General features: G+C 72.2%; 17 protein-coding genes. 9 read left to right on the top strand and 8 right to left on the bottom strand.

Annotation, left to right across the window (positions count from 1 at the left end):
- Window positions 1-214: 214 nt before the first annotated feature.
- Together POL25_RS14285 and POL25_RS14280 are read left to right on the top strand one after the other, a co-directional pair.
- Window positions 215-901 carry a hypothetical protein gene (locus tag POL25_RS14285; protein ID WP_272086551.1) on the top strand — a complete coding sequence of 229 codons (687 nt, stop codon included), beginning with the start codon at window positions 215-217 and terminating at the stop codon, window positions 899-901.
- A gap of 30 nt (window positions 902-931) precedes the next feature.
- Window positions 932-1849: a hypothetical protein gene (locus POL25_RS14280; protein WP_272086550.1), complete on the top strand. Its 918-nt coding sequence runs from the start codon at window positions 932-934 to the stop codon at window positions 1847-1849.
- A gap of 75 nt (window positions 1850-1924) precedes the next feature.
- Here the strand turns inward: POL25_RS14280 and POL25_RS14275 are convergent, their stop codons facing one another.
- Window positions 1925-2641, bottom strand: coding sequence for a sulfite exporter TauE/SafE family protein (locus POL25_RS14275; RefSeq protein ID WP_272086549.1), 717 nt, complete (start codon window positions 2639-2641; stop codon window positions 1925-1927).
- 83 nt (window positions 2642-2724) lie between these two features.
- Here POL25_RS14275 and POL25_RS14270 point away from each other — a divergent pair, with 83 nt between their 5' ends.
- On the top strand, window positions 2725-3573 hold the full coding sequence (locus POL25_RS14270) for a LysR family transcriptional regulator (RefSeq protein ID WP_272086548.1): 849 nt from the start codon (window positions 2725-2727) through the stop codon (window positions 3571-3573).
- Window positions 3574-3705: 132 nt separating this feature from the next.
- The gene (locus POL25_RS14265) at window positions 3706-6909 is read left to right on the top strand and encodes a carboxypeptidase regulatory-like domain-containing protein (protein WP_272086547.1); all 3204 of its coding nucleotides are present in this window, start codon (window positions 3706-3708) and stop codon (window positions 6907-6909) included.
- 292 nt (window positions 6910-7201) lie between these two features.
- On the opposite strand, the gene POL25_RS14260 is transcribed toward POL25_RS14265, so the two are convergent.
- Window positions 7202-7564: a GFA family protein gene (locus POL25_RS14260; protein WP_272086546.1), complete on the bottom strand. Its 363-nt coding sequence runs from the start codon at window positions 7562-7564 to the stop codon at window positions 7202-7204.
- Window positions 7565-7618: 54 nt separating this feature from the next.
- Between POL25_RS14260 and POL25_RS14255 the strand changes: the two genes are divergently transcribed.
- The 3 genes from POL25_RS14255 to POL25_RS14245 all read left to right on the top strand — a co-directional run bounded on the left by POL25_RS14255 (window position 7619) and on the right by POL25_RS14245 (window position 10724).
- Window positions 7619-8464, top strand: coding sequence for an AraC family transcriptional regulator (locus POL25_RS14255; protein WP_272086545.1), 846 nt, complete (start codon window positions 7619-7621; stop codon window positions 8462-8464).
- A gap of 275 nt (window positions 8465-8739) precedes the next feature.
- On the top strand, window positions 8740-9318 hold the full coding sequence (locus tag POL25_RS14250) for a hypothetical protein (protein ID WP_272086544.1): 579 nt from the start codon (window positions 8740-8742) through the stop codon (window positions 9316-9318).
- 425 nt (window positions 9319-9743) lie between these two features.
- Window positions 9744-10724: an SDR family NAD(P)-dependent oxidoreductase gene (locus POL25_RS14245; protein ID WP_373372090.1), complete on the top strand. Its 981-nt coding sequence runs from the start codon at window positions 9744-9746 to the stop codon at window positions 10722-10724.
- Between the two features lie 291 nt (window positions 10725-11015).
- Here the strand turns inward: POL25_RS14245 and POL25_RS14240 are convergent, their stop codons facing one another.
- From POL25_RS14240 to POL25_RS14220, 5 genes are all read right to left on the bottom strand, one after another.
- Window positions 11016-11207: a ferredoxin gene (locus tag POL25_RS14240; protein WP_272086542.1), complete on the bottom strand. Its 192-nt coding sequence runs from the start codon at window positions 11205-11207 to the stop codon at window positions 11016-11018.
- A 43-nt stretch (window positions 11208-11250) separates the two neighbouring features.
- Entirely contained in the window at window positions 11251-11901 is a 651-nt protein-coding gene (locus POL25_RS14235) for a TetR/AcrR family transcriptional regulator (protein WP_272086541.1), read from the bottom strand.
- Between the two features lie 3 nt (window positions 11902-11904).
- Window positions 11905-13122: a cytochrome P450 gene (locus tag POL25_RS14230; protein WP_272086540.1), complete on the bottom strand. Its 1218-nt coding sequence runs from the start codon at window positions 13120-13122 to the stop codon at window positions 11905-11907.
- Window positions 13123-13563: 441 nt separating this feature from the next.
- Window positions 13564-14109 carry a hypothetical protein gene (locus POL25_RS14225; protein ID WP_272086539.1) on the bottom strand — a complete coding sequence of 182 codons (546 nt, stop codon included), beginning with the start codon at window positions 14107-14109 and terminating at the stop codon, window positions 13564-13566.
- A 169-nt stretch (window positions 14110-14278) separates the two neighbouring features.
- A complete protein-coding gene (locus POL25_RS14220) occupies window positions 14279-15166 on the bottom strand; it encodes an alpha/beta fold hydrolase (protein WP_272086538.1) in 888 nt (295 codons plus the stop codon).
- Between the two features lie 392 nt (window positions 15167-15558).
- Here POL25_RS14220 and POL25_RS14215 point away from each other — a divergent pair, with 392 nt between their 5' ends.
- On the top strand, window positions 15559-15918 hold the full coding sequence (locus POL25_RS14215) for a hypothetical protein (RefSeq protein ID WP_272086537.1): 360 nt from the start codon (window positions 15559-15561) through the stop codon (window positions 15916-15918).
- A 318-nt stretch (window positions 15919-16236) separates the two neighbouring features.
- The gene (locus tag POL25_RS14210; protein WP_272086536.1) at window positions 16237-19077 is read left to right on the top strand and encodes a serine/threonine-protein kinase; all 2841 of its coding nucleotides are present in this window, start codon (window positions 16237-16239) and stop codon (window positions 19075-19077) included.
- 168 nt (window positions 19078-19245) lie between these two features.
- Here POL25_RS14210 and POL25_RS14205 read toward each other — a convergent pair whose 3' ends face one another.
- Window positions 19246-23850, bottom strand: coding sequence for a WGR domain-containing protein (locus POL25_RS14205; RefSeq protein ID WP_272086535.1), 4605 nt, complete (start codon window positions 23848-23850; stop codon window positions 19246-19248).
- Between the last annotated feature and the right edge of the window lie 44 nt (window positions 23851-23894).

The raw sequence follows: 23894 nt of genomic DNA, 5'->3' as shown, positions 1-23894 counted from the left end.
GCCGCGACCCCAGGCGCGCGGTCCCGGGTCACGCCGTTTCGGCGGCGCGCACGGTCGTCGCATTCGCCGTTCGTACCGCGTCTCCTCGACAATGCTAGTAGTCCGCATCAATGGCGTGTCGCGGCGCCGCGGGCGATAACTCCCGTTGAACCACGCGGCGGCGTTTGAAAGCATCCGGGTCGCCGCATTGGCGCGGCGTGAAAGGAACCATTCGATGCCGTCCCTCAACCAATTTGCGTACGTCGCGGGCACTGACCATTATCGATTCGGTCACAACTCGATCCCCAACATCCCGATCACCGGCGCGCCGGCCGACGCCAACCTGGCCCGCTGGTCGATGCTCCACGACGACGCGGCCTTCCGCCTCTACTGCTTCAAGGGCAGCAGCCGCGACGCGATCTACCAGTTCAGCTTCAACGGGGCCAGCTACGCCTTCGGCCACAACTCGATCCCCGAGCTGCGGCTCGAAGGCTTCCCGGCCGACGTCGACGCCAGCAGCTTCTCGATGCTGTTCGACGGCGCCGACTACCGGCTCTACATGCGGCGGCTCGGCCACTCGCAGACGCTCTACCAGGGCGCGTGGGTCCGCGGCACCAACGTCTACCGCTTCGGTCACAACTCGACGCCGCAGCTGCCCGTGATCGAGTTCCCCGGCGACACCGACTGGTCGCGCTGGTCCATGCTTCACGACGGCGTCGATTACCGCTTCTACGCCTTCAAGCTCGGCAGCAACACCCAGCTCTACCAGGGCGCCTTCAACCGGGCCAACAACAGCTACCAGTTCGGCTTCAACTCGATCCGCGAGCTGACCCTCGTCGGCACCCCGAGCAACAGCGACACCGACAGCTGCGCGATGCTGCACGACAACGCCAACTACCGCTTCTACTTCCAGACCCGCTGAAGCGGCGCGCGTGCTAGCCTCGGCGTCGGCATGGACGCGCTCGAGGCCTACGGCCGTGACTACGCCCCGCAGGCGGCCGCGGGCGTCGCCGACCACGCGATCCGCAGCGGCGACCGCTACGTCGGCCAGCGCGACCTGCTGCGGGCGATCGCCGTCGCCGACGCCGGCGCCGAGGCCGACGTGCAGCTCGGTGTCGACCCCGGCAGCTTTTATTGCGCCGATCAGCTCGCCAACCTGATCGCGCTGGCCGGCGACTCGCGGCTCGCCGGCGTGCTCACCGGCTTCATCCACGTCCCGCCCGACCGCTGCACCGGCGCCTCGGCGGCCGCCGCGGGGCATCTGCTGCCGCGGGCCGACAACCTGCAGCAGTGCGCGCGGGTGATCGCCACCGCGGTGCGCGAGCTGTCCTCAGGGACAGGCGATGCGATGCTCGTGCTCACCGGCTTCGGCCCGTTCGCCGGGGTCGCCGACAACCCCACGGCGGCGTTCGTCGACGGGGCCGACTGCCTCGACGTCACGGTCCGGCTGGCGAGCGCGGGCCTGGTGCCGGGCGAGCGCGAGTCGCTCGGCGCCGTCACGCTGCACCGCTACGCCGGAAACGGCCGCCGCCTGACGCTGGCGAGCGCGGTGCTGCCGCTGGCGGCCACCGCCGCCGAGGCGCTGACCGGCCGTTACTTCGACACCGACACCACCGCTGCCAACTTTCAGCGCGTGCTGGCCGAGGTGCTGACTGTCGGGCGGCCGCGGGCGATCGTCAGCCTCGGGGTCGACAGCGGCCAGGTGCTGCGCCCGGCTCGCCCGGCGTTCCGGATCGAGACGCAGACCCGCGGCTTTCACGGCGCCCACCGCGGCCGCACGGCCAGCGACGAATTTCAGCGCCACCCCGAGCTGGCCCGCCTGTTCCTGCGCGCGCGCGAGCGCGGCGACGGGCCGCTGCGATATCCCTAAAAAATATGCCCTTTCAGGCATGTTTTAAAAGACATGTCACAAGGGGCATGTCCGAAGGGGCATCATGAACAGGTCTCACGCCATGCCGACCAGCGCCAGGACCACGCAGGCGAACAGCACCCCGAGCTCGATGCGGGCGCCGGTGCGGGCCGACAGGCCGCGGCGGAAGCGGCTGCCGGCCAGGTTGCCGGCCAGGATCGCCAGCGCCAGCACGGCCGCGCGCACGAGCGTCTCGCCGGTCACCAGGCCGCCGAAGCCGTAAGCCGCGAGGCGGCCGACGTGCATCGCCGTCGCCGTCGCCGCCGCGGTCGCCACGTAGGTCGCGCCCGTCAGCCCGGCCGACTGCAAGATCGCCCCGAGGGCCAGGCCCGCGCTGCCCGTCGTCGCCGCCATCGCCCCGATCGCCGCGCCCGCGGGCACCAGCGCCGCCGCGGGCGGGGGCCGCGGCAGCCACCACCCGACCGCCCGCGCCAGCGCCAGCGCGCTGGTCAGCACCAGCAGCAGCTGCAGCACGGCCGTCGGCATGGCGACCACCACCAGCCCGCCGAGCGCGCTGCCAGGCAGGGCGCCGAGCGCGAACGGGACGGCGATCCGGCGGTCGACATCGTCGCGGCCGACGGCCCAGCGGTGCAGGTTGCCGACCAGCAGCGCCGGCGACGACAGCGCCAGCGCCTCGGCTGGGCTCATGCGCAGCGACAGGGCCAGGATGAGGAACACCCCGCCGCCGAGCCCGGCCACGGTCGTCAGCCAGCCCGCGACCCCTCCCAGCACCAGCAGCAGTCCAATCTCCAAGCAGCGACCTCCTGGGCCTGGTGTAGTGTCGGGACCACCATTCGCCCAATCGATTCTTCGGAAGGCTGCTATAAAAACTCCTGATGATCGACGAGCTGCGCCATTTCCTGCACATCGTCGAGCTCGGCACCTTCACCGAGGCCGCGCGCCGAGCGCATCTGTCGCAGCCGGCGCTCACTGCCTCGATCCACCGGCTCGAGGGCGCCTTCGCGGCCCGGCTGCTCGACCGCGGACCGGGCGGGGCGACGCCGACGGCCGCGGGCGCGGCGCTGGTGACCCGAGCGCGGGCGGTGCTGGCGGCGCTCGACGACGCCCGCCGCGCGGTGGCGGAGATCGAGGGCCTTCACGCGGGCGAGGTGCGGGTCGGCGCGGGGGCGACGGCGTGCACGTACCTGCTGCCGCCGACGCTGGCGGCCTTCCGCGCCGAGCACCCGGGCGTGCGCTTCTTGCTGCGCGAGGCCAACACCGACGAGGTGCTCGACGCCCTGCACCGCGGTGACCTCGACCTCGGCGTGGTCACCACCGATCGCGGTGAGCCGTGGTGCGTCGACGAGATGATCGTGGTCGCTGCGCCCGAGCTGCCCGATCCGACCCACGCGCCGTTCGTGACCTTCGCCCGCGGCACCACCTCGCGCGAGCTGCTCGAGCGCCACTTCCCCGCGGCCGACGTCGTGATGGAGCTCGGCAGCATCGCCTCGGTCAAGGGCAACGTGCGCGCGGGCATCGGCGTCGCGCTCATCAGCCGCGCCGCCGCCCGCAACGACCTGGCGCAGGGCCGCCTCGTCGAGGTGCCCGACCCGCGGACCCCGATCGCCCGCCCGCTCCACCTGGTCCACCGCGGCATCGACCGCCTGCCACCCGCCGCGGCCCGCCTGCGCGAGCTGCTGCTGGCGCACCCGCCGGACCGCCCGCCGGTCCGGCGCGCGAGCTGAGAGCGCGTGCCGGCAGTCGCGCAGCGTCGTGCCAGACGCGCGATGGCGAAGTCGAGTTGCCAGCGGCGTCGGGTCCGTGATCGTCACCGCGGTGAATCCTGAGGGTGTCCCGAAGAGCATGTCCTGAGGGACATGCTGAGGCTTGCGCTCGCGCGTCGGCTGGTCGAGACTGGGCCGGTGTCGCGCAAATTTTTGGGAGGCGTCGCGGTCGCGCTGGTGTTGCTGGCGATCGCGGTGTGGGCGGCGCTCGGACGCCCGGAGGCGGGGCCGGCGAAGCCCGAGGAGAAGGTGGACCGGGCCGCGCGGGCGGCTGCCATCACCCAGGAGCGGACCGCGGCGCGGGCTCGCGGTGAGATCGACGTCTCGCCCTGCTCCGCCGCGGGGCGGGTGATCGACGCCCGCAGCAAGCGGGGCCTCGCCGGCGCGGTGGTGATGCTGCGGCCGAAAGGTCTCGGTGCGCCGGTCGAGTCCGGTGATACCGGTGCGCCGATCACCGCGCGCACCGACGCCTCGGGTGATTGGTCGGTGCCGCTGGTGCGGCCCGGTCACTACATCCTCAGCGCCTCGGCCGACGGCTACCTGCCGTATGTCCGCAAGGACCTGTCGTTTCAGGCAGGTACCGCCCACGCCGGCCTCGACGCCGCGCTGGTCGCTGGCGGGCACGCCCTGCGCGGCACGGTGAGCGACATCGGCGGCGGCCCGGTCGAGGGCGCGATCGTCAGCGTCGATCGCCGGGGCGAGGGCAACGTCATCCAGTTCAGCCGCGCCTCGTTCCCGGCGGTCAGCGACGGCGAGGGGCGGTTCGTGGTGCAGGTCGACGATGGCGTGTACCAGGTCACCGCCTGGCACGCCGACTACACCGGCGACAGCGAGAGCGTCGACGTCGCCGGCGGCCCGCGCTCGGTCGACCTGCGGCTGGTGCCGGCCGCGTCGGTCGAGGGCACGGTGCGCGCCGACCCGGGCGACGCCCCGGTCGAGGGCGCGCTCGTCAGCGTCGGCGAGTTCGGCGGGTTCGGCGGCGGCTCGGCGGTCAGCGACGCGCGCGGCCGGTTCCGCCTCGGCGGGCTGGCCTCGGGCGCGCACAAGCTGTCGGCCGTGGCGTCCGGGCACGCCTCGCGCGAGCCGGCGGAGGTGGAGCTGGGCATCGGCGAGGCGCTCACGGGGGTCGAGGTCCGCGTCGAGCGGGCGTTCAAGATCTCCGGCTTTGTCGCCCCGAAGGACGACCCGCGCAAGGCGCTCGACGGCGTCATGGTCGGCGCGCTGGCGCTGGACCCGTTCGCGCTGCGGCCGGCCACCGGCCCGAGCGCCGTCGACGGCTACTTCGAGGTGCTCGGAGTGCGGCCTGGCACGTACATGCTCGGCTCGGTGGCCGAGCAGGCGCTGCCGGAGATCCTCGGCGGGCCGACGGTCACCGTGGTCGACGCCGACATCGCCGGCGTGCTGGTCGAGCTCGACCGCGGGGTCGAGCTGCGCGGGCGCGTCGAGCCGCCGGCGCTGGCCGCGATCTCGCTGACCCTCGCCGACGACGAACCGGGCTTCATGACCGTGCTCGCCAACCTCGGCAACGTGCTGGTCCGCAGCCGCGCCGACGCCGGCGGGGAGTTCACGCTGCGGCCGGTCAAGCCGGGCAAGCTGCGGGTGATCGCCGAGGCGCCTGATGGCAGCCGTGGCCAGCTCGACGTCGAAGTCGGCGTCGAAGGGCTGCGCGGGGCGGTGGTGACGCTCGAGCCGCGCGCGACGGTCACCGGCCGGGTGGTCGACGCCCGCGGCGCGCCGGTCAAGGGCGGCAGCGTGCAGCTGATGCCGGTGACGTCGAAGCGGGGCAACATGTCGATGGTGTTCGACGGCGAACGCCGCGACCGCCACCCGATCGCCGAGGACGGCACCTACGCCGCGCGCGGCCTCGAGGGCGGCGAGTACGAGCTGCGGGTGCTCGACCGCGGGGGCAACGTGATCCGCTGGGATGTCCCTGCGGACAGGTCGTACGAACCTGTTCGAAAGACCATCTCGGCCGCGGTCGTCACGCACGGCGTCGACCTGGTGGTCGAGCTGCGCGACGGGGTGCTGCGCGGGGTGGTGCTCGGGCCCGACGGCGCGCCGACGGCCGACGCATGGGTCACCGCCGCGCCGGAGCAGCGCGACCCGGGCGAGTCCCAATTCCACCGGCCCGAGGCCGCCCGGTCGGGGGAGAAGGTCGGGCTCGTGCCCGAGCCGCCGAAGGAGCCCGAGTCGCAGGCGTTCCCGGGGTTCGAGGGGCGCGGCGAGCCGGCGCTGTCGGGCGAGGACGGCCGCTTCGAGTTCACCGGCCTGGCCCGCCGGACCTACACCCTGCGCGCCGAGGCCCTCCGCGGCAGCGCGCGCGTCGAGGTCACCGGCCTGTCCCCGGGGACAGACGTGCGCCTGCAGACGGTCTCGCTCGCCGAGCTGACGGTCACCGCGCGCGCCGGGGGCCAGCCGGTGCCGCGCTGGGAGCTGCACGTCACCTCCCACAAGCCGGGCGGGGGCACCCGCAGCGAGCGCGAGAACGTCGACAGCGCGACCGGCAGCCACCGCATCGACCACCTCGACCCCGGCGAGTACAGCCTGATCGCCGTCGCCGACAGCGGCCGCGTCGAGCACGAGCTCGCGCTGAAGCCGGGCGAGCGCGCCGCGCTCGTCCTCGACCTGCAGCCGTGGGCCGGGCTGCGCGGCGTCCTGCTCGACTCGCGCACCGGCCAGCCGCTGGCGGGCATGTCGGTGATGACCTTCGGCAAGGGTGAGCGGACCGGCGATCTGCTCGGCAGCTTGTTCGGCAAGGGCCCGCGCACCGACGCCACCGGCCGCTTCGCGCTGGCCAGCGTCAGCCCCGGCGCCGGCGAGCTGCACTTCCTCGACGGCGACCTCTCCGACGGCGGCACGGTCGCCCGCGCCGACTTCTCGGTGGCCGCCGGCGTCGAGGCCGACCTCGGCACGATCTACGGCGTCGCCTCCGGCAAGGTCGCCGCCGCCGATCGCGGTGAGCTCGGCCTGCGCACGCGCCGGGCGACCGAGGCCGCGAGGCCGCGCCCGCTCGGCGAGCAGCCGCCGCCGCTGACCGAGAAGGAGGACCCCAAGGCGCCGAAGCGCCTGTGGATCGAGGCGGTCACGATCGACGGCCCGGCCGACAAGGCCGGGGTGCTGCCCGGCGACGAGATCGTCGGCGTCGACGGGCTGTCGGTGTCCGCCACCAACTCGGAGAACGCGGCCCGCATGCTGGCGCCCGCGAGCGTCCGACGCGGCCAGAGCGTGACGCTCGAGCTGGCCCGCGCCGGCGGGCGCGAGACGGTGACGCTCGAGGCGGCGGAGCGCCCGCGGTGACCGGCGCGCGCGCAGCGAGAGCACCTTCGCCGTCGGCATCCGCGCCGCGAGGGTCCGGATTCGGTGCGGACCCTCGCGACGGACGAGCAAGAGCGTCCGAACGCGTCAGCTCCGGAAGACAGCGTCCTGCGCGCCCGGGCGAGCGGATCGGCGCTCAGGGACTCGGCGGCGATGGCGAGGGGGACGGAGCGTCCCAGGGCCAATGAGCATGTCTTTCAAGACATGCCCTTCGAGTAATGTCCATTCGGACATGTTTTAAGAAACATGCCCACAAGGACATGTAGGATCGGGCTCAGCTGCTCTTGCCGTCGTACTTGTTGATGGTGAGCGCGTCGAGGTCGACGTCGTCGAGGCAGCGGATGTTGACGGCGATCATCTCGGTGCCGTCGGGGCCGACGCCGTTGGCGAACGAGCGGATCCCGCAGGTGTCGCAGAACTTGTGGTGGATGGTCTTGCTGGCGAACTGGTAGTCGGTGAGGCGGTCGTCGCCGGCGGTCAGGCGGAACTCGCTCTTCGGCACGAACGCCAGCAGGCTGCCGGTCTTGCCGCAGATGCTGCAGTTGCAGGACAGGATGGGCTGGCCGAGGTCGACGCCGACTTCGTAGCGGACCTTACCGCAGTGGCATCCGCCGGAGTGCTTGGTGGCTTGAGTCATGCGCCGATCCTCATGACACGGCCGGGCCGCGTATTGTAGAAATGCGACACGCCGATGCACCGCGCCAGCACGCGCTCGGGAGGGGTCCTCCATCCGCAGGCCGCGCGCGGGCAGTTCGCGCTGACGCGGCACCTGCCGGCCGACGACCTGTCGCCGTGGGTCGAGCGCCACTGGACCGTGCGCTGGGACCTGCGCGGCCGCCCGCCGCACGTGCAGGAGACGCTGCCGCACCCGTGCGTCAACCTGGCGATCACCGCCCACGGCGCCGCCCTGCACGGCTGCGCCCCGCGGCGGGCCGGCGTCGAGCTGCGCGGCGAGGGCCGCGTGTTCGGCACCAAGTTCCGCCCTGGCGCCTTCTTCCCGTTCCTGCAGCGCCCGCTGGCCCAGCTCACAGGTCGCAGCGTCCCCATGCGCGACGTGTTCGGCCCGGTCGCCGACGAGCTCGCTGCCGCCGTGCTCGCCTGCGACGACGACGCCGCCCAGGTCGACCTCGTCGAGGCCTTCCTGCGCGCGCGGGCTCCCGCCCCCGACCCCAGCGTCGAACGCGTGGTCGAAGTGGTCCAGCTCGCCCTCGACCGCCCGGCGATCGCCCGCGTCGAACAGCTCGCCGAGCTGGCGCAGATCCCCGCCCGAACATTGCAGCGGCTGTTCCGCCGCTACGTCGGCGTCGGCCCCAAGTGGGTCATCCGCTGCTTCCGCCTCCACGAAGCCGCCGAGCGCCTCGCCGCCGGCCGCGTCCTCGACGGCGCGACCCTGGCCGCCGAGCTCGGTTACTTCGACCAGGCCCACTTCATCCGCGACTTCAAGGCCTTCATCGGCAGCGCCCCCAGCGAATACGCGGCCCGCTGCGCCGCCCAGGCCGCCGCCTTCGCGCCCGTCGACGTCGAACGCGTCGCGTGACGAGCGTCGTCGTCACCGGTGAATTTTACAATCGTAGCGAGGCGCTCGCGTGACTGGGCGGTGCACGCCGAGCTCGGCGAGGCGCTCGCATGATTGGGTGGTGCACGCCGAGTTCGGCGAGGTGACGGAGAAGCGCGAGCCGGCGGCGATCGAGGCGGCGAGGTGCGCACATCGAACCGGCATGGCGGGGTGCGAGCGACGGATCGCGCGGCGTCGTGCAGGCCGCAACAGGCCGCGGGAGCGCCGTGTCGCGGCGAACTGTTACGATGCACGAAGTGTCCGCCGAAGCGCCGCTCGACCGCACCCTCGCCGTGCTCGCGCCCGCGGGGCTCGGCAGCGTGCTCGTGCTCGGCCTCCGTCACTCCGACAACGACCACCCGCTGCCCTTCTACCGGCCGTTTCTGCTCGCAGGGTTCTGGCTCGAGCTCAGCGAAGGCGTCGTCTGGTTCGACAATCATCAGGGCATCCTGACCGCGACCCCAGCCGTGCGCCCCGAGCCGCCCGCATCGATCGATAGCGACAGCCTCGAAGACCTGTGCATCCTCGACGCCGACGGCTTCCTCCTCGATCCCGCGCGTGAACCCGCCGCGATCTCCACGCTCGAGCTGGTCGCCGAGCACGACGAGGCCCTGCGCGAGGTCAGGATCGCCGCCGTGTTCCTGCGCTGCACCGACGGCGCCGAATTGTTCGCGCACGCCTGGTCGTTCGAAGGCGTCACCTTCGGCCGCGCCCCGGAGTACGCGGCCTGGCGCGAGGAGAACCCGTATTTTAAAAAATGGGGCCGCTATCGATGGGATGCCACGAATACCCCGTGGACCTGGGCCTCCCGCCAGAGGCTGCCCATGCTCCCGTGAGCGCTCGTACGACGAATGACGTCTCGTCACTCGTCTTGACGATTCGAATCACACGACTCAGCGCGCCGCACCGAATCATGCGAGATGAGGCCGGAGAGGCCTGCATGATTGAAGCGAGAAGGCGGCTGTTCGGCGGCCAGCCATGGCGTCGATCGGGGTGCCTCGCCATTCTGGCGCGGGCTCACCGGCGGGGCGCGCCGCTCGCGGGACTCGCCGTCCTGCGTGAGGCCGGGCCGTCGGGCTGTCTCCGGCGCCGATTGCAGGCTGACCCGAAGCCCCTCTCTGGGCAAGCGCGCGCCCAGGCTGTCCTCAAGGACATCTCGCGCCGTGACGGGGTTCGCATCAGGTCGACGCTGTGCCAGCGAGCCGCGGATTTGTCCGGTCCTTCCAATCCTGGCGCCGCCAGGAGGGGCATGAAGGTCCGCATGCATCACAAGCAGCATCCCATCGGCAGCGGGTTCGGCGCTGCGGCGACGGCGGACGACGTCCTCGCCGGCGTCGAGCTCGGCGGCAAGCACATCATCGTCACGGGGGGCCACGCCGGGATCGGCCTCGAGACGACGCGGGCGCTGGCCAGGGCCGGCGCGTCCGTCACCGTGGGCGCGCGCGATCCGGCCCGCGCTGCGCTGGCGCTGGCGGGCATCGAGCGGGTCGAGGTCGGCCAGCTCGACCTCGTCGATCCGCGGTCCATCGACGCCTTCACCAGCCGCTGGCTCGAATCGCGCCGTCCGCTCCACGTCCTCGTGAACAGCGCCGCCCTGCCGGCTCCCGGGACGATCACCCGCGATTCACGTGGCTTCGAAGTGCAGCTCTCGACGAGCCACCTCGGCCATTTCCAGCTCACCCTGGGGCTCTTGCGGGCCCTGCGGGCGGCGAAGGGCGCGAGGGTCGTGGTGGTCTCGTCAGGAGCGCAACGGATGGGCCGGATCCGGTGGGACGACCCGAACTTCTCGACGGGGTACGACCCGCTCGCCGCGTACGCGCAGGCGAAATTGGCCAACGTGCTGTTCGCCGTCGAGCTGGACCGGCGCTTCGCCGGTGAAGGGATCCGCGGCTACGCGGTGCATCCCGGCGTCGTCGTCGGCACGACGCTGAACAGCGCGGCCGGCGCGGACGGGCTGCGCGCGATGGGGCTCATCGACGACTCGGGCCACCCCATCATCGATCCGGAGCGCGGCAAAAAGACGGCCCAGCAGGGCGCGAGCACCATCGTGTTCGCCGCGACGAGCCCTCTCCTCGCGGACATCGGCGGCGTCTACCTCAAGGACAACGACATCTCGCGCCTCGATGACGAATCGAGGCCGCTCACCCCGGAGAGCATCCCCGCCGAGGCCGCGTCGCACGCGATCGATCCAGAGTCGGCGCGGCGACTCTGGGAGCTGAGCGAGCGGCTGCTCGAGACCTGATCCGGCGCGCCGCGCAGGCTCACTCCTGCTCGACGCGGTCGCTTCATGGAAGTCACACCGAAATAGCGACAGCTACCCGATGGGCCGCGGATCGCCGCCCCCGGGCAGACGCAAGCCGCCGCGAAGTGGGGCCGCGATCGCTGGGATGTCACAAACACCCCGTGAACCCGAGCCGCCCGCCAGACGCTCCCCATGCTTCCGTGAGCGAATCGCCCCGACGTGCGAGCAGAGCCCCCAGCCACCGCGAAGCAGAGCCCCGGCTCTCGCGGTGCACCGATTTTAATTAATGGCTCACCCCTCGACGGCGATCGCCGCTCCCGGGCACACGCAAGCCGCCTCGCGCACCGCCGCGTGCAGCTCTGCCGGCGGCGACGGGTCCAGCAAGATCACCATCCCGTCGTCCTGTTGATCGAACACTCGCGGCGCCAGCAAGCAGCACTGGCCCGCCCCGCAGCATTTTTCAAGATCGACAATCACGCGCATGGTCGGCTCTCCTTCGATTCTTTGAAATTCGGGTGAAGCAGTTTCAATCGGTCGGTGTGAACGGCGCTTGCCACAGCCCTGCCAGCGCATCGATGAGGCCCGCGGCTGCGCCTTCCCACGTCGCGCGCGGCGTCGTCGCCCCTTCTTGGAGCGCTCGCTCGCGCTCCGCGCACACGTGCACGATCAGGTGGCGGCTCATGTCGCCGCGCTCTGCTGCCACGTCCGCCGGCAGCACTGGCAGCAGCCGCTCCAGCCCCTCCGTGACCGCGCGCATCGACGGCGACACCGCCGTCTCCGCGATCACCAGCTGGCGCAGCGCCGGGTCCGTCGTCGCCTGGGCGATGAAGCGCGCGTACCAGCTCGGCGAGCCGAGCGACGCGATGTGTTCGGTGAGCGGCAGGACCAGGCAGGCCAGCCAGTCGCGCAGCGTCTGCGAGCCGCGGAGGCCGGCCAGCATCTCCATGCGTCGCCGCTCGATCGACGGTGAATCGCGGCGGACGATCGCCAGCACGAGGTCGGTCTTGGTGCCGAAGTGGTAGCCCACGGCGAAGTTGTTGGCCTGGCCGGCCGCTTCGCTGATCTGTCGGTTCGAGACCGCGGCCACGCCTTGTTCGGCGAACAGGCGCTCCGCCGTCGAAAGGATGAGCTCGCGGGTCTCGGTGGCGTGGGCTTGCCTCGTGCGTGGTCCGGCCATGGGTCACCAGCGTACTGGAACCCGCTCGAGTCCGCCGATCAGCAGGCCCTCGCGGCGGGCCAGGTCGCTGGCCGGGACCGCCAGCGCCAGCGTCGGCAGACGGCGCAGCAGCGCGTTCAGCACCGTCTGCAGCTCGGTCCGCGCCAGCGCCTGGCCGACGCACGAGTACGGCCCGGCGCCGAACGTGAGGTGGGCGTTGGGCGAGCGGCGCAGGTCCATCGTGTCGGCGCGCTCGAACGCCTGCTCGTCGCGGTTGGCCGCCGCCATGCTGCAGATCACCGTCGTCCCGGGCGGCAGCGTCTGGCCCGCCACCTCGAGCTCCTCGGTGATGAAGCGGGGCAGCCCGAAGCCGGCGTTGGCGTCGAAGCGCAGCGCCTCCTCGACCGTCGTGCGGACCAGCGACGGGTCGGCGACCAGCAGCTCCCAGCGCTCGCGGTCGCCGAGCAGCATCCCCATCATCTTGGCGATCGTGTTCGAGGTCGTCTCGTGGCCGGCGACCAGGATGCCCTGGCCGATCATCATCAGCTCGAGCTCGGTCAGCGGGTGGCCCTCGTCGACCGCCGCGACCAGCTCGCTCAGCAGGTCCTCGCCCGGCGCGGCCCGCTTGGCGGCGATGTGCATCGACATGTACGCCGAGAACTCGGCCTGGGCCGCCTCCATCTCCTGGCGCGTGAACTGCGACAGGTTGAGCATCGCGTTGGACCAGTGGGCCAGCTTGTCGCGGTCGATGCTGGGGATCCCCAGCAGCTCGCAGATCACCCACACCGGCAACGGGAACGCCAGCGCCGCCATCAGGTCGGCGGGCGCGCCCTGCTGCACCATCTCGTCGATCAGCTGATCGGCCATCGCCTCGATCCGCGGCTGCATCGCCGACACCCGCTTGGCGGTGAACGACTTGGCCAGCAGCCGCCGCCAGCGCTCGTGCCCCTCGGTCAGCGAGGCCGCCTCCTGGCTCTCGAACACGCCGCCCGGCTCCTCGGAGATCCGCGCAGCGCCCTCCTTGCCGAGCTGGCGCGTGAACCGCGGGTCGGCCAGCACCTGGCGCACGTCCTGGTAGCGGGTCAGCAGCACCGCGCTGTCACCGCTGGGCAGCCGCACGTGGGCGATCGGGCAGCCCGCCCGCAACTTGGCCCACTCCGCGGGCGGCTCGAGGGCGCTGGGCAAAGGGAGGGGATAGTCCAAGACCGGCTCGTTGCTGCTGCTGCTGCTGTCGATGCTCATGAAAACCTCTGCATCGGCAGGTCTAAGTCGTGCGACTGATTAAGTCAAACGCATGACTTAGATTCCCCGGGGCCGGCGCCGCAGCGGGCGCAGAAGGGTGTCAAAGGGCTCGCGGCGAGCACGACCGCGCACGAGGCCGGTCGCTCGTCGTCGCGCGAATGCCCGAAAGCACAGGTCCGAGCGCGGCCGGGCCAGGTCGCGGGCATGCTCGAAAGCACAGGTCCGAGCGCAGCCGGGCCGATTCGCCGGCATGTTCGAAAGGACAGGTTAGAGCGCGGCAGTCGTGGTTCTGCGTCACGCGACGCGAGCCGGTGAACCCGTAGCGACATGGCCGAGCGCGGCCTATGATTCGCACGTCCTTATGAGCATGCTCCGAAGAGCATGCTCCAAACGACATGCCCGAACGGGCATGTCGTTCATCCTGCCAAAGAAACTTCGCCGTCAGCTGACTTCGCGGTGGCGGACGGTGCCCTTGTGGACCGCGCCGCCGGCGTCGCTGCAGGTGACGTTGACGCGGGCGAGGCCGACCGGCATGCCGAGCACGCGGTGGGCGATCAGGTGGGCCGTGCTGAGGCGGCAGCGCGGGACGTGGCGGCCCTGCTCGGTGTCGATGGCGACGAACGCGTGCAGCTGGCCCGACTCGGCCAGCTCGAGCACGAACGCGAACTCCTTGTCGTCGCCGGTGACCGTGACCGTCAGCGAGCGGCTCGAGGCCCGGTGGTAGCGCAGCTTGACCATGCGCTCGACCATCGGCCCGAGCGGCTTGCGCCGGTCCTGCTCGGCCGTGTTGACCCACCACAGCCGGGCCTCGTCGAGCCGCGTCGCGTCGGCCGACACCCACGCGTCGATCGCCAGGTCGAAGTGCGGCTTGCCGAAGTCCCGCTTGACCCGCACGACCTCCGTCCCCGGCGCCGTCTGGCCGCTGTCCTTCACCGTCGGGGCGGCGCCCGCGAGCGCGAACACGAGAACAGAGGCGGTCCAGTCCAAAGCACCATCACCGTATCAAGCGCCGCCAGCCACGACAACGCGGTGCCGTGATTCACTATCGTGGATGCTCGCGGCCGAGGACGTCGGCGTCGCGGCGCTCGTCGTATTCGCGCCTCGTGACATTCGCCGGCCTCGCCGCCGCCGTACGCCGGCGAATTGGCCGTGTTCGTCACGGCGCGCCGGCCGACTGTCGGGCGAGAAAGCCAGCGACGGCCAGGGCGATGCGTTCAGGATACTCGCCGGTGAGCGCGTGCGAGGCGTCGGGCCACAGCTCGACCTGCGCCCGCGGGAGCAGACGGGCGCGGGCGGCGGCGCGCGGCGGATCGTGAATGATGCTGCGTCCGGCGATCACGACCAGCGCGGGCACGGTCACCGATCGCAGCGAGGCGTCGGTCGGATAGGTGGGCATCGGCAGGCGCGACTTGTAAACGCGCATGCCGACCTCGATGAGGCGGCCCTCGGCGCTGTCTTCGGCCGTCCGCGCGCCGCCGGCGATCCACGACAGCGCGAAGCTCCGCACGCGCCGGGGCATGAACGGCAGGGCCAGCACCGAGAACAGCACCACCTTGGCGCCGATCGGCCCGAACGTGAGCGCGGGGTCGAGGGCGATCACCGAGGCGACCCGCTGCGGGCGGTGGATCGCCAGGTTGACCGCCGACCAGCCGCCGAACGAGACCCCGAGCACGTGCGCGCGGGCGATGCCGAGGCCGGCCAGCGCCTCGTCGAGCCACTGGGCCTGCTCGGAGGCGGTGGTGATCGGTCGCGTCTGCACCGAACGGCCCGGCTCGCCGAGCAGGTCGAGGGCGACGACCGGGGCGAGCGCCTGCAGGCCCGGCAGGTTGCCGGCCCACAGCGGGGTGCTCGAGGCCTTGCCCGGCAGCAGCACGAGCGGGGTGTCGCCCGGCCCGGCGAACCGCCAGGCGCGCACGGTGCCGAAGCTGGTGGCGACCTCGAAGCTGGCCTCGGGCGCGGGCAGGCACCGCATGGCCTCGTCGTGGGCGCGCATGAAGGCGGCGCGCCCGGCCTCGCTGGTGAACCCTCCGACGACCGGCTGCATGCGCGGGCATTGTACGCCAGGGCGCAGGCCCGGCCAGCGTGAAGTCCCCGAGCGGCAGGCTTCGTGCGGCATGAGCTCGGAGGCTCGCTGCTCCCGGCCCCGAGGCGAACACCGACGATCGCAAACATGACCCCGGCGCGCGGAGTCAGATGTCCGAAAGGACAGGTATTTCGACGACCGCGCAAGCGGAGCGCACGGATGACCGGACGCGCCGAGCATCGGGCCGATTCCGTGCGTCCAGGCGGCATACGCGAGCGATGTCCAGCTGGCGGGAGGCATGCGATTGCAAGCCCTCGTCGCCGCGCATCCTCGCACGTCGCGGTGAACTCCCCGCGCGGCGACTGCAGCGGAGCCCGCTGGGCGGCCGGTCACGTCGCGGCTATCCTCGGCGAATGCAGAAGATCGCTGTCCTGTTTCACGCGCCGGTGCCCGTGGGCCATCGCGTCCAGGTCGTCTGGTACGAGTGCATGCAGGGCGGAATCTTCGGCGGGAAGATGGCGGTCCTCGAGCACGAGCCCCAGATCATCGACCTCGTCACCGGGGTCGAGTACGTCTCCGACAAGCTCACCGGCACCTCCGGCGAGAAGCAGGCGGGCAAGCCGCTCGCGGTCGGTCCAGGGATCGATGCCCGGGCGAAGCCAAAGTACCAGCTCGTCGGCGTGGTCCAGCGCTGCCGCATCGTCCACCACCGGACCTTCGGCGAGCTCGAGGCACAGACCGAGCTGACGATCGCCCAGCAAGCTGAACCGTGAGTCGAGCCTATCGGCCTGTCTCGCCGGGGCATGGGAGGCCGCCGGAGCACCCGCGTTTCGGGAGCGACGGGCCCGCGAGGCGCCGGCGCGCGAGTTGTCGACGATCCGCGAGCTGGCGGTGATGGGCCTTGCGGGCGCGACTCCCCGAGAGAGCGGCGCTCGCGGTGCGTGCGTGCGCGGAGGCGATCGCGTGCGGGCGCGGAAGCGAGCCGCGCGCGCCGGTGGCGCCGGGGCGCGGCCGAGGTTGGCCGGGCGGCCGGCATGACCGATGATGGGCCGAGAGAGGCGGTGGGCGGGCGCCCCCCCTTTTAAAAGAAGATGTCCAAGAAGACATGGCCCGAGAGTCAGGCGACGGACGCGCTCGAGCAGACCACCGCGCCCGCGTCGGGCCGACGGTTCTCTGTCGAGGAGACGGTGGTGCGCCCCGACAGCCTCGAGCGGGGGCGCACCGCGGTCGACGTCGAGCGCACCACCGCGAGCCTGCCCGCGGGCGGCGAGGCGCAGGCGCCCGCGTCCACGCTGGGCCGCTACGTCATCCTCGGGCAGCTCGGGTCCGGCGGGATGGGCACGGTCTTCAAGGCCCACGACCCCGACCTCGACCGCACCGTGGCGATCAAGCTGCTGCACGGCACGGCCGTCGGCGAGGCGCGCACGCGGATGATCCGCGAGGCGCAGGCGATGGCCAAGCTGTCGCACCCCAACGTGGTGCCGGTGTTCGACGTCGGGGCGCACCGCGACGACCAGGTCTTCATCGCCATGGACCTGGTCGAGGGCACCGACCTGCGGGCGTGGATCGCCACGCGCCGGCCGTGGCCGGAGGTCGTCGATCTGTTCGCGCAGGCCGGCGCCGGGCTGGCGGCGGCGCACGCGGTCGGGCTGATCCACCGCGACTTCAAGCCCGACAACGTGCTGCTCAGCACCGACGCCGCGACCGGTCGGCTGCGGGCGCAGGTGGCCGACTTCGGGCTGGCCCGCCGCGACGAGGATCCCGAGGCGCCGGCGGACGCGATCGAGGCCGCCGGCGCGAGCGCGCTCGACACCCAGATCACCCGCTACGGGGCGATCGTCGGCACGCCGGCGTACATGTCGCCCGAGCAGCACGCCGGCGTGGCCGTCGACGCGCGCACCGACCAGTTCAGCTTCTGCGTGGCCCTGTTCGAGGCGCTGTACGGCAAGCGCCCGTTCGCCGGCTCGACGATCGAGGAGCTGGCCGCGAGGGCCCGCAGCGGCCAGCGCGAGCCGCCGCCGCGCGGCAGCGAGGTGCCCGGGTGGCTCCACCGGATCTGCCTGCGCGGGCTGCAACCTGACCGAGAGGCCAGGTACCCGCGCATGGACGCGCTGCTGGCCGAGTTGCAGGCCGGGCGGGTCCGCCGGCAGCGGCGCTGGCTGGCCCTCGGCGGGACCCTGCTGGCGGCGGCGGTGGCCGGCGGCACGGCGCTGGCGATGACCGGGCCGGGCGTGTGCGGCGGCGGGGCCGAGCGCGTCGGCGCGGTGTGGCCCGCGGAGCGGCGGGCGACGGTCGAGGCGGCGTTCGCGGCCACCGGGCTGCCCTACGCGGCCGGGGCGTGGGCCGGGGCGGCGCCGCAGATCGATCGCTACGCGCAGGAATGGAAGGACATGTACGAAGAGACATGTGCTTCGACGCAGGTGCGCGGCGAGCAGTCGGCCGAGCTGATGGACCTGCGCATGGCCTGCCTGCAGCACCGGCTGCGCGACCTCGACGCGCTGCTCGAGTTGCTGGGCCAGGCCGACAAGCAGGTGGTGAAGCGGGCCGCGGAGGCGGTGGCGGGGCTGCCGGGGCTGCAGGGCTGCGCCGACGCCGAGGCGCTGCGCAGCGGGGCCCTGGCCTCGCGCCCGGTCGCCGACCCGGCCCGCAGCGAGGCGCTGCGCGAGCGGCTGCGGGCGGCGCGGGCCAAGGTGAACGCGGGCAAGAGCAAGGACGCGCTGGCCGAGCTCGAGGCGACGGCGACCGAGGCGCTCGCGCTCGACGATCCGAGCCTGACGGCGGCGGCCCGCCACGCGCTGGCGCGGGCGCAGCGCGAGGCGGGCAACGACGAGCTGGCGCGCACGACCGAGGCGGCGGCGATCTGGCAGGCGGTGGCCGACCGCGACGACGAGACGCTGTGGGATGGGCTGCTGAGCCAGATGTTCGTGGTCGGCTACAAGCTCGGGCGCAAGGCCGAGGCCCAGCCGTGGGTCGACCACGCCGAGGCGCTGCTGCGTCGCCGCGGCCAGCCCGACCGCGAGCGCGCGCAGTGGCTGCATCAAGTCGGCATGATCGCGATCGCCGCCGGCGACAACGCCGGCGCCGAGGCGCCGGTGAGCGAGGCGATTGCGCTGTACGAGAAGGTCTACGGCCCCGAGCACCCGCGCCTGGTCAACCTGGTCAACGTGCTCGGCGCGTCGAAGCTGCGCGGCGGCCATTACCGCGAGGCGCAGCAGCTGTTCGAGCGGGCGGTCGCGCTCGACGAGCAGGCCCACGGCGCGGGGCACCCCGACCTGGCCAACCCGCTGAACAACCTGGCGCTGGCGCTCGAGCGGCAGAACCGCCACGCGGAGGCGATCGCGGCGCTGCAGCGGTCGCGGGCCATCCTCGAGGCGATCAACCCGAAGGACCCGAACGTCGGGCTGATCCGGCAGAACATCGGCGGGATGCTGCAGCTGTCCGGAAAGCCAGCCGAGGGGCTGGTCGAGCTGATGGCCGCGCAGCAGCACCTCGAGGAGACATTGCCCCCCGGGCACGTGGCGCTCGCGGGGGTGTTTACGTTCATCGGCGACACCAGGCGCGACCTCGCCGACTACCCGGGCGCCCGCGTCGCGTACGTGCGGGGTTGCGAGATCCGCGAGAGCGCTCTCGGCCCCGACCACCCCGACCTCGGGCTCTGTCTTTTGGGCCAGGCGCAGGTCGACCTGCTCGAGAAGGACCCGGCGGCGGCGCTGCGGCGGGTCGACCGCGCGCTCAAGAACGTGGCCGCCTCGACCCCCGATCCCGGCGACCTGGGGATGATGCACCTGGCGCGGGCCCAGGCGCTGCGCGCGACCGGAGCCGCGACCGAGGCGGCCGAGGCGGCGAGGGCGGCCCGCGAGTCGCTGCAGCGCGCGGGGGCGGCCGGCCTGCGCGGGCTGGGGCAGCTCGACGCGTGGGAAGCCGCGCACTGAACGCTCTCTATCTTTTATAGAGAGTGACGTGCCCAGGCGGGCATGTTCATGGAATCATGTCCTGAATAACATGTCACATAAGACATGCTCATTGGAGCATGCTCTGAAGGACATGTCTGCAAAGCATGGCGATCGCGGGCGCGCCGGCTGGCGCGCCCGCGCGGGCCTTCAGGTCGCGAGGCGCCAGCCGTCGCGGGTCCTGCCCTTGACCTGCTTCTCGAAGTTCGCCTGCGCCTGCTCGGGGCTGGTGAAGCGGCGCAGCGTGTGGCTGCCGGCCGCGCCGGCCTTGCCGGAGCGGGTCAGCACGAATCCGGCCTCGGGGTCGAACACCACCTCCCAGAACTTGCCGCCCTGCACGTAGCGGCGGCGGACCACGCCCTCGTGGCGGCGCGCCCCGTACGGCAGCCCGAGCAGCTCGGGGCAGGCCTCGCCGAGCGCCTTGACGAACGGGCGGCCCAGCGACTCGGCGATGAACCACTCGAACGAGCCCTCGAACCACAGGTCCTCGGGCGGGCCGGCGACGTCGTACTCGACGAACACCCGCCCGTCGCCGCGCTGCGGCGATTTCGGCACGAACAGCACCACCGGCCGCTGCTGCGCGTCCTCGATCACCACCTGCGCGCCGGCCATGAATTTGCGCAGGGCCTCGGCGTCGGCCGGCGGCAGCTGGGCGGCGATGCCCTCGGCGGCGGCGGCGAGCGCCGGGCCGCGCGCGAGCGCCTCGTCGGGCCCGAGCAAGGCCAGGCCCTGCTCGCCGATCTGCCACGCCAGCGGGCCGTGGGCCCAGGCGTCGCGCAGCTTCTCCGGCACCTCGGCGCCGGCGGCGGCGGCGAAGCGGGCGATCGCGTCGTCGTCGGGCGGCGCGCCGTGGCTGACCGAAAGGCCAGGTACGGTTGACGCCCAGTCCCACTCGTTCAGCAATTGCTCGAACTCGGCGAACGCCTCGAGGTGCCAGCGCGGCGACTTCTCGTCGTCGCGGGCGCGGTCCGAGAAGTACTCGAGCAGGCCCATGTCGGAGCGCCGGCGCAGGTCGTCCATCCACTCGATGCAGGCCACGCGGGCGCCGGGGCGCTGCATCAGCGCCAGCGCCCTGGCCTCGGCGTCGGCCAGCGCCGCGGGCGTGCCCTCGAGCTCGTGCAGGCGGTCGCGCTCGTCGTTGTACTTGCCGCCGGGGAGCGGGGCGTAGAAGGTGCGCTGGACGCCGCCGAGGCCCGGGACGTACCAGGCGTCGGCGACGAACCAGTCCTTGGCCAGGTGATCGACGAGCTTGTGGTACAGCACGTCGGCGGCCCCGGCCCCCGCGGCGATCAGGCCGGTGGCGGTGAAGGGGCCGTTGTTGACGCCCTCGAAGATCAGCACGCGATCGCCGTAGCGGGCGATGTCGCGGAACTCCCCGGCCGCGCTGTTCCACTGGACGACGTGGCCGTCGCAGCGCTCGACGCCGGCGAGGAAGGCCCCGAGATCTTCGGGGCGGACGACGGTGAAGCTCGGGGCGCGGACCTCCTGGCCGTCGAACACGTGCAGGCGGTCCTGCTTGTCGAAGAACCACACCTCGCCGTCCGGGGTGGTGAGGAAGCGGCGGTCGACGGGCACGCCGGCCAGCTCGGCGAGGGTGTCGTCGTCGATCTTCTTCACGGGCTCGTCGAGCTTGCGCGGCCCGGCGACTTCGCCGGCCAGCACGCGATCCAGCAGCTTGCGATCCCTGGCCTTGAGCGACCCCCACGGGTCCTCGGTGGCGTTCTCGTAGTGGAGCTCGGCGAGGTTGGAGAACGGCGGCTCGGCGATCGCCAGCGCGGCGGGGTGGGCCAGGCGCACGAGCTCGTGGTCGGCGCTCTCGAGCCCGAGCCGGACGGCGTGCATCAGCACGAACTTGCGCTGGCCGCGGGCCCGCGGATCGGTCGGCTCCGGCCAGCCGAGCACGGCCCGCGCGAGCTGGGCGACGTAGGTGTGCGGCTTCTTCTTGGTGTCGTTGGCGAAGTCGATGAACACCACCGCGTAGCTGTTGGCCCCGTGGTCGCTGCGGGTCCGCTCGAGCTCGGCCATGACCTCGGCGTGGCCCTCGTCGTCGAAGGTCTCGGCGACGGCGTTGCAGAGGTTCCAGACCTGCCGCTGCTCGACGAACAGGCGCGAGCGCAGGAGCCCCAGCGAGTCCTCGGTCTTGATGTGGGCGAGCGCGCTGTAGAGGTTGCTCAGCAGCTCGACGTCGGTCGCCTGCGCGAGGACCTCGGCGATCGCCGGCAAGCCGCCCGGGTTGTCGAAGTAGAACAGGACCCGACCGGCGGCGTGGTAGACGTGGATCGCCGGGAACACGCCGTCTTCGTGCGCGTCGGCGTCGGCCGGCTTGACGCCGAGGCGCGCGGCCAGGCGGATCAGGCGGGAGGCCTGCGCCTCGGACAGGCGAGCGACGACCTGGTTGTCGTTGTAGGCGATGAACAGCTTGGAGAGGATGTCGTCGCGCAGGCTGTGCCGGCTGTCCTCTTCGAGCGCGGCCAGCAACCAGTCGAACACGACCGGCTCGTGGGCGACCGGCGCCAGCTTCTCGACCAGCGCCTCTTTCCAGTGGTCGGCCATGAACCCGTCGCTCTCGGGCCGCAGGAGCAGGCCCTGGACGATCGGCAGCAGCGGGTCGGCGAGGTCGACGATGCCGGCCTCGCGCAATTCGACGAGCTGCTCGGCGAACTGCGACGGGTCCTGCAACCCCTCGACGGTGCGCGCGAGCTCGGCGAGGGCGTCGGGGTCGCCGGCGCCGAGCAGGACATCGACGGCGACCGCGAGGGCGTCGCCGGCGATCTGGCTGGCCATGACGAGCAGGCGGCGGGCGAGCAGGTGCTGCTGCGCCGGCGGGAGCTCGCGCAGCCGCTTGAGGGCGGCCCCGCGCTCGTCGTCGTCTTCGCTGAAGATCTCGAGCAGGAGCGGCCGCACCTCGGCGAGCGGGGCGATGCGGGCGATGAACTGCTCGGCGCGCGCGACCTCGAGGTCGCGCTCGGCGGCGACCTTGCCGACCTCCAGCACGCCCCAGTGGAACGGGTCGCGCGCGAGCACGCTGTCGATCAGCGCGCGCACCTGCTCGCGGTCGGTCGCCACCGGCGCCAGCAGCTCGAGCACGTCGGCCAGCAGGTCGACGTCTGTACTTTCGTTCATGTCCTTGAGGACAGTATCGGCGGCGCGGCTGGCCTGGACGCCGGCGCGCACGTCGAGCAAGGCGGCGAGGCTGTGCCAGCCGAGCTCGGGCCCGGGCAGGCCGGCGGCGACGAGGTCGTGGAGCTGCTGCAGCTCATCGGCGGCGGCGGCGGCGTCGACCAGACGCTCGGCCTTGATGAAGCCGTGATTGACGGGGTCGGCGAACAGAGCGGCGGTCAGGCGCTCGCGGTCGACCTCTTCGCTGGTGAGGGCGCCGCCGGTGAGGAAGAGCAGCCGCGAGCGACGGACGCGGAAACCGGGAGCGGCGGGCACGTCGCCGTCGTGGGCGAGAGCGCCGAAGGCGGCGACAAAGGCGTGGACGAGCGGGTGCTCGCTGCCATCGAGAGCAGCGACGACCTCGTCGCGGCGGGCGTGGTCGGCGAGCACGCTGGTGTGGAGCAGCCAGTAGATGCCGAGGTGCGGGTCGTCGGCGAGGCGGCCGCGCTCGGCGGCGAAGGCCTTGGCCTCGGCGGCGCGGGTGGCGAAGGTGCCGCGCAGGTGGCCGTAGGCGCGGTTCACCAGGTCCGCGTCTTGCTCGAGGATCTGCCCGCGCAGCTCGTGGCTGCGCGCGAACAGCCACACGAGCCACTGGTAGCGCTCGAGCAGCTTGGCGGTGCTGGGCCGGCGCTCGCCGGTCGACTTGAGCTTGCGCGGACGGAAGCGGTCGGCGATCTCGTCGTCGTCGGCGTCCTCGTCGTCACTGGCGGCGGCCCTGGCCTCGCGGTAGCCGGCGTAGTCCTCGACGCTGGCGAAGGCGAGCGAGACTTCGCGGGTCTCGTGATCCTGCCACCACACCTGACCGCTGTCGCGCAGGTCGGCGAGGTAGTAGTTGTCGCCCTCGTCGTCGAGCACGTAGAAGCCGGACAGGGTCTTGTCGATGGCGCCGAAGTAGCCGAAGTTGCGCTCGAAGTGAGCGGCGACCAGGTCGTCACCTGTCTGAAGGGTCAGGCCCTCTTCGCTGGCGGCAAAGGCCTCGGCGTCGACCGGGAGGGCGTAGAACCGCTGCGCGGCGAGCACGGCGTCCGTGGCCGGGCCGGGCGCGGCGCGCCGCTTGGCGGGCTTGGCGGGCTTGCCGGCGGTCTTCTTGGCCTTGGCGTCGGACTTCCTGGCGGCCTTGGTGTCGAGCTTCTTGGCCTTGTCGGCGGACTTCTTGGCGGCCTTCTTGGTGGCCTTGGCGTCGGACTTCTTGGCGGCCTTCCTGGTGGCCTTGACGTCGGATTTCTTGGCGGCCTTCTTGGTGGCCTTGGCGTCGGATTTCTTGGTGGCCTTCTTGACGGCCTTCTTGACGGCCTTGGCGTTCGCCTTCTTGGCGGCCTTGGCGTCGGTCTTCTTGGCCTTCTTGGTGGCCTTGTCGGCCGTCTTCTTGGCCTTCTTGTCGGTCTTCTCGGCTCGCTTGGCGAGCTTGCGAGCAGCGGTCTTGGCGGCCTTCTTGGCCTTGGCGGCGGGCTTCTTGGCGGCCTTCTTGGCCTTCGCGGGCCCGGTGTCGCTCGCCTTCTTCTTCGGCTTCTTCGTCTGCTTGTCGGCCTTCGCGGTCGCCCTGGCGGCGGCGGACTTCTTGGCCTTCTGCTTCGACTTCTGCTTCGCTTGCGGCATCGGCCGCGAGGATAGAGGGCGGGGCGGCGATCGTCACCCCGCCA

The sequence above is a fragment of the Nannocystis bainbridge genome (assembly GCF_028368995.1).
Taxonomy (GTDB): Bacteria; Myxococcota_A; Polyangia; order Nannocystales; family Nannocystaceae; genus Nannocystis; species Nannocystis bainbridge.
This window is presented reverse-complemented; position numbering and strand designations above follow the sequence as displayed.

Excerpts from the sequence above, each read along its gene's own strand:
- POL25_RS14285 (WP_272086551.1), top strand. The coding sequence starts at position 215 with ATGCCGTCCCTCAACCAATTTGCGTACGTCGCGGGCACTGACCATTAT.
- POL25_RS14280 (WP_272086550.1), top strand. The coding sequence starts at position 932 with ATGGACGCGCTCGAGGCCTACGGCCGTGACTACGCCCCGCAGGCGGCC.
- POL25_RS14270 (WP_272086548.1), top strand. The coding sequence starts at position 2,725 with ATGATCGACGAGCTGCGCCATTTCCTGCACATCGTCGAGCTCGGCACC.
- POL25_RS14265 (WP_272086547.1), top strand. The coding sequence starts at position 3,706 with ATGCTGAGGCTTGCGCTCGCGCGTCGGCTGGTCGAGACTGGGCCGGTG.
- POL25_RS14260 (WP_272086546.1), bottom strand. The coding sequence starts at position 7,564 with ATGACTCAAGCCACCAAGCACTCCGGCGGATGCCACTGCGGTAAGGTC.
- POL25_RS14255 (WP_272086545.1), top strand. The coding sequence starts at position 7,619 with ATGCACCGCGCCAGCACGCGCTCGGGAGGGGTCCTCCATCCGCAGGCC.
- POL25_RS14245 (WP_373372090.1), top strand. The coding sequence starts at position 9,744 with ATGCATCACAAGCAGCATCCCATCGGCAGCGGGTTCGGCGCTGCGGCG.
- POL25_RS14240 (WP_272086542.1), bottom strand. The coding sequence starts at position 11,207 with ATGCGCGTGATTGTCGATCTTGAAAAATGCTGCGGGGCGGGCCAGTGC.
- POL25_RS14235 (WP_272086541.1), bottom strand. The coding sequence starts at position 11,901 with ATGGCCGGACCACGCACGAGGCAAGCCCACGCCACCGAGACCCGCGAG.
- POL25_RS14230 (WP_272086540.1), bottom strand. The coding sequence starts at position 13,122 with ATGAGCATCGACAGCAGCAGCAGCAGCAACGAGCCGGTCTTGGACTAT.
- POL25_RS14220 (WP_272086538.1), bottom strand. The coding sequence starts at position 15,166 with ATGCAGCCGGTCGTCGGAGGGTTCACCAGCGAGGCCGGGCGCGCCGCC.
- POL25_RS14215 (WP_272086537.1), top strand. The coding sequence starts at position 15,559 with ATGCAGAAGATCGCTGTCCTGTTTCACGCGCCGGTGCCCGTGGGCCAT.
- POL25_RS14210 (WP_272086536.1), top strand. The coding sequence starts at position 16,237 with ATGTCCAAGAAGACATGGCCCGAGAGTCAGGCGACGGACGCGCTCGAG.
- POL25_RS14205 (WP_272086535.1), bottom strand. The coding sequence starts at position 23,850 with ATGCCGCAAGCGAAGCAGAAGTCGAAGCAGAAGGCCAAGAAGTCCGCC.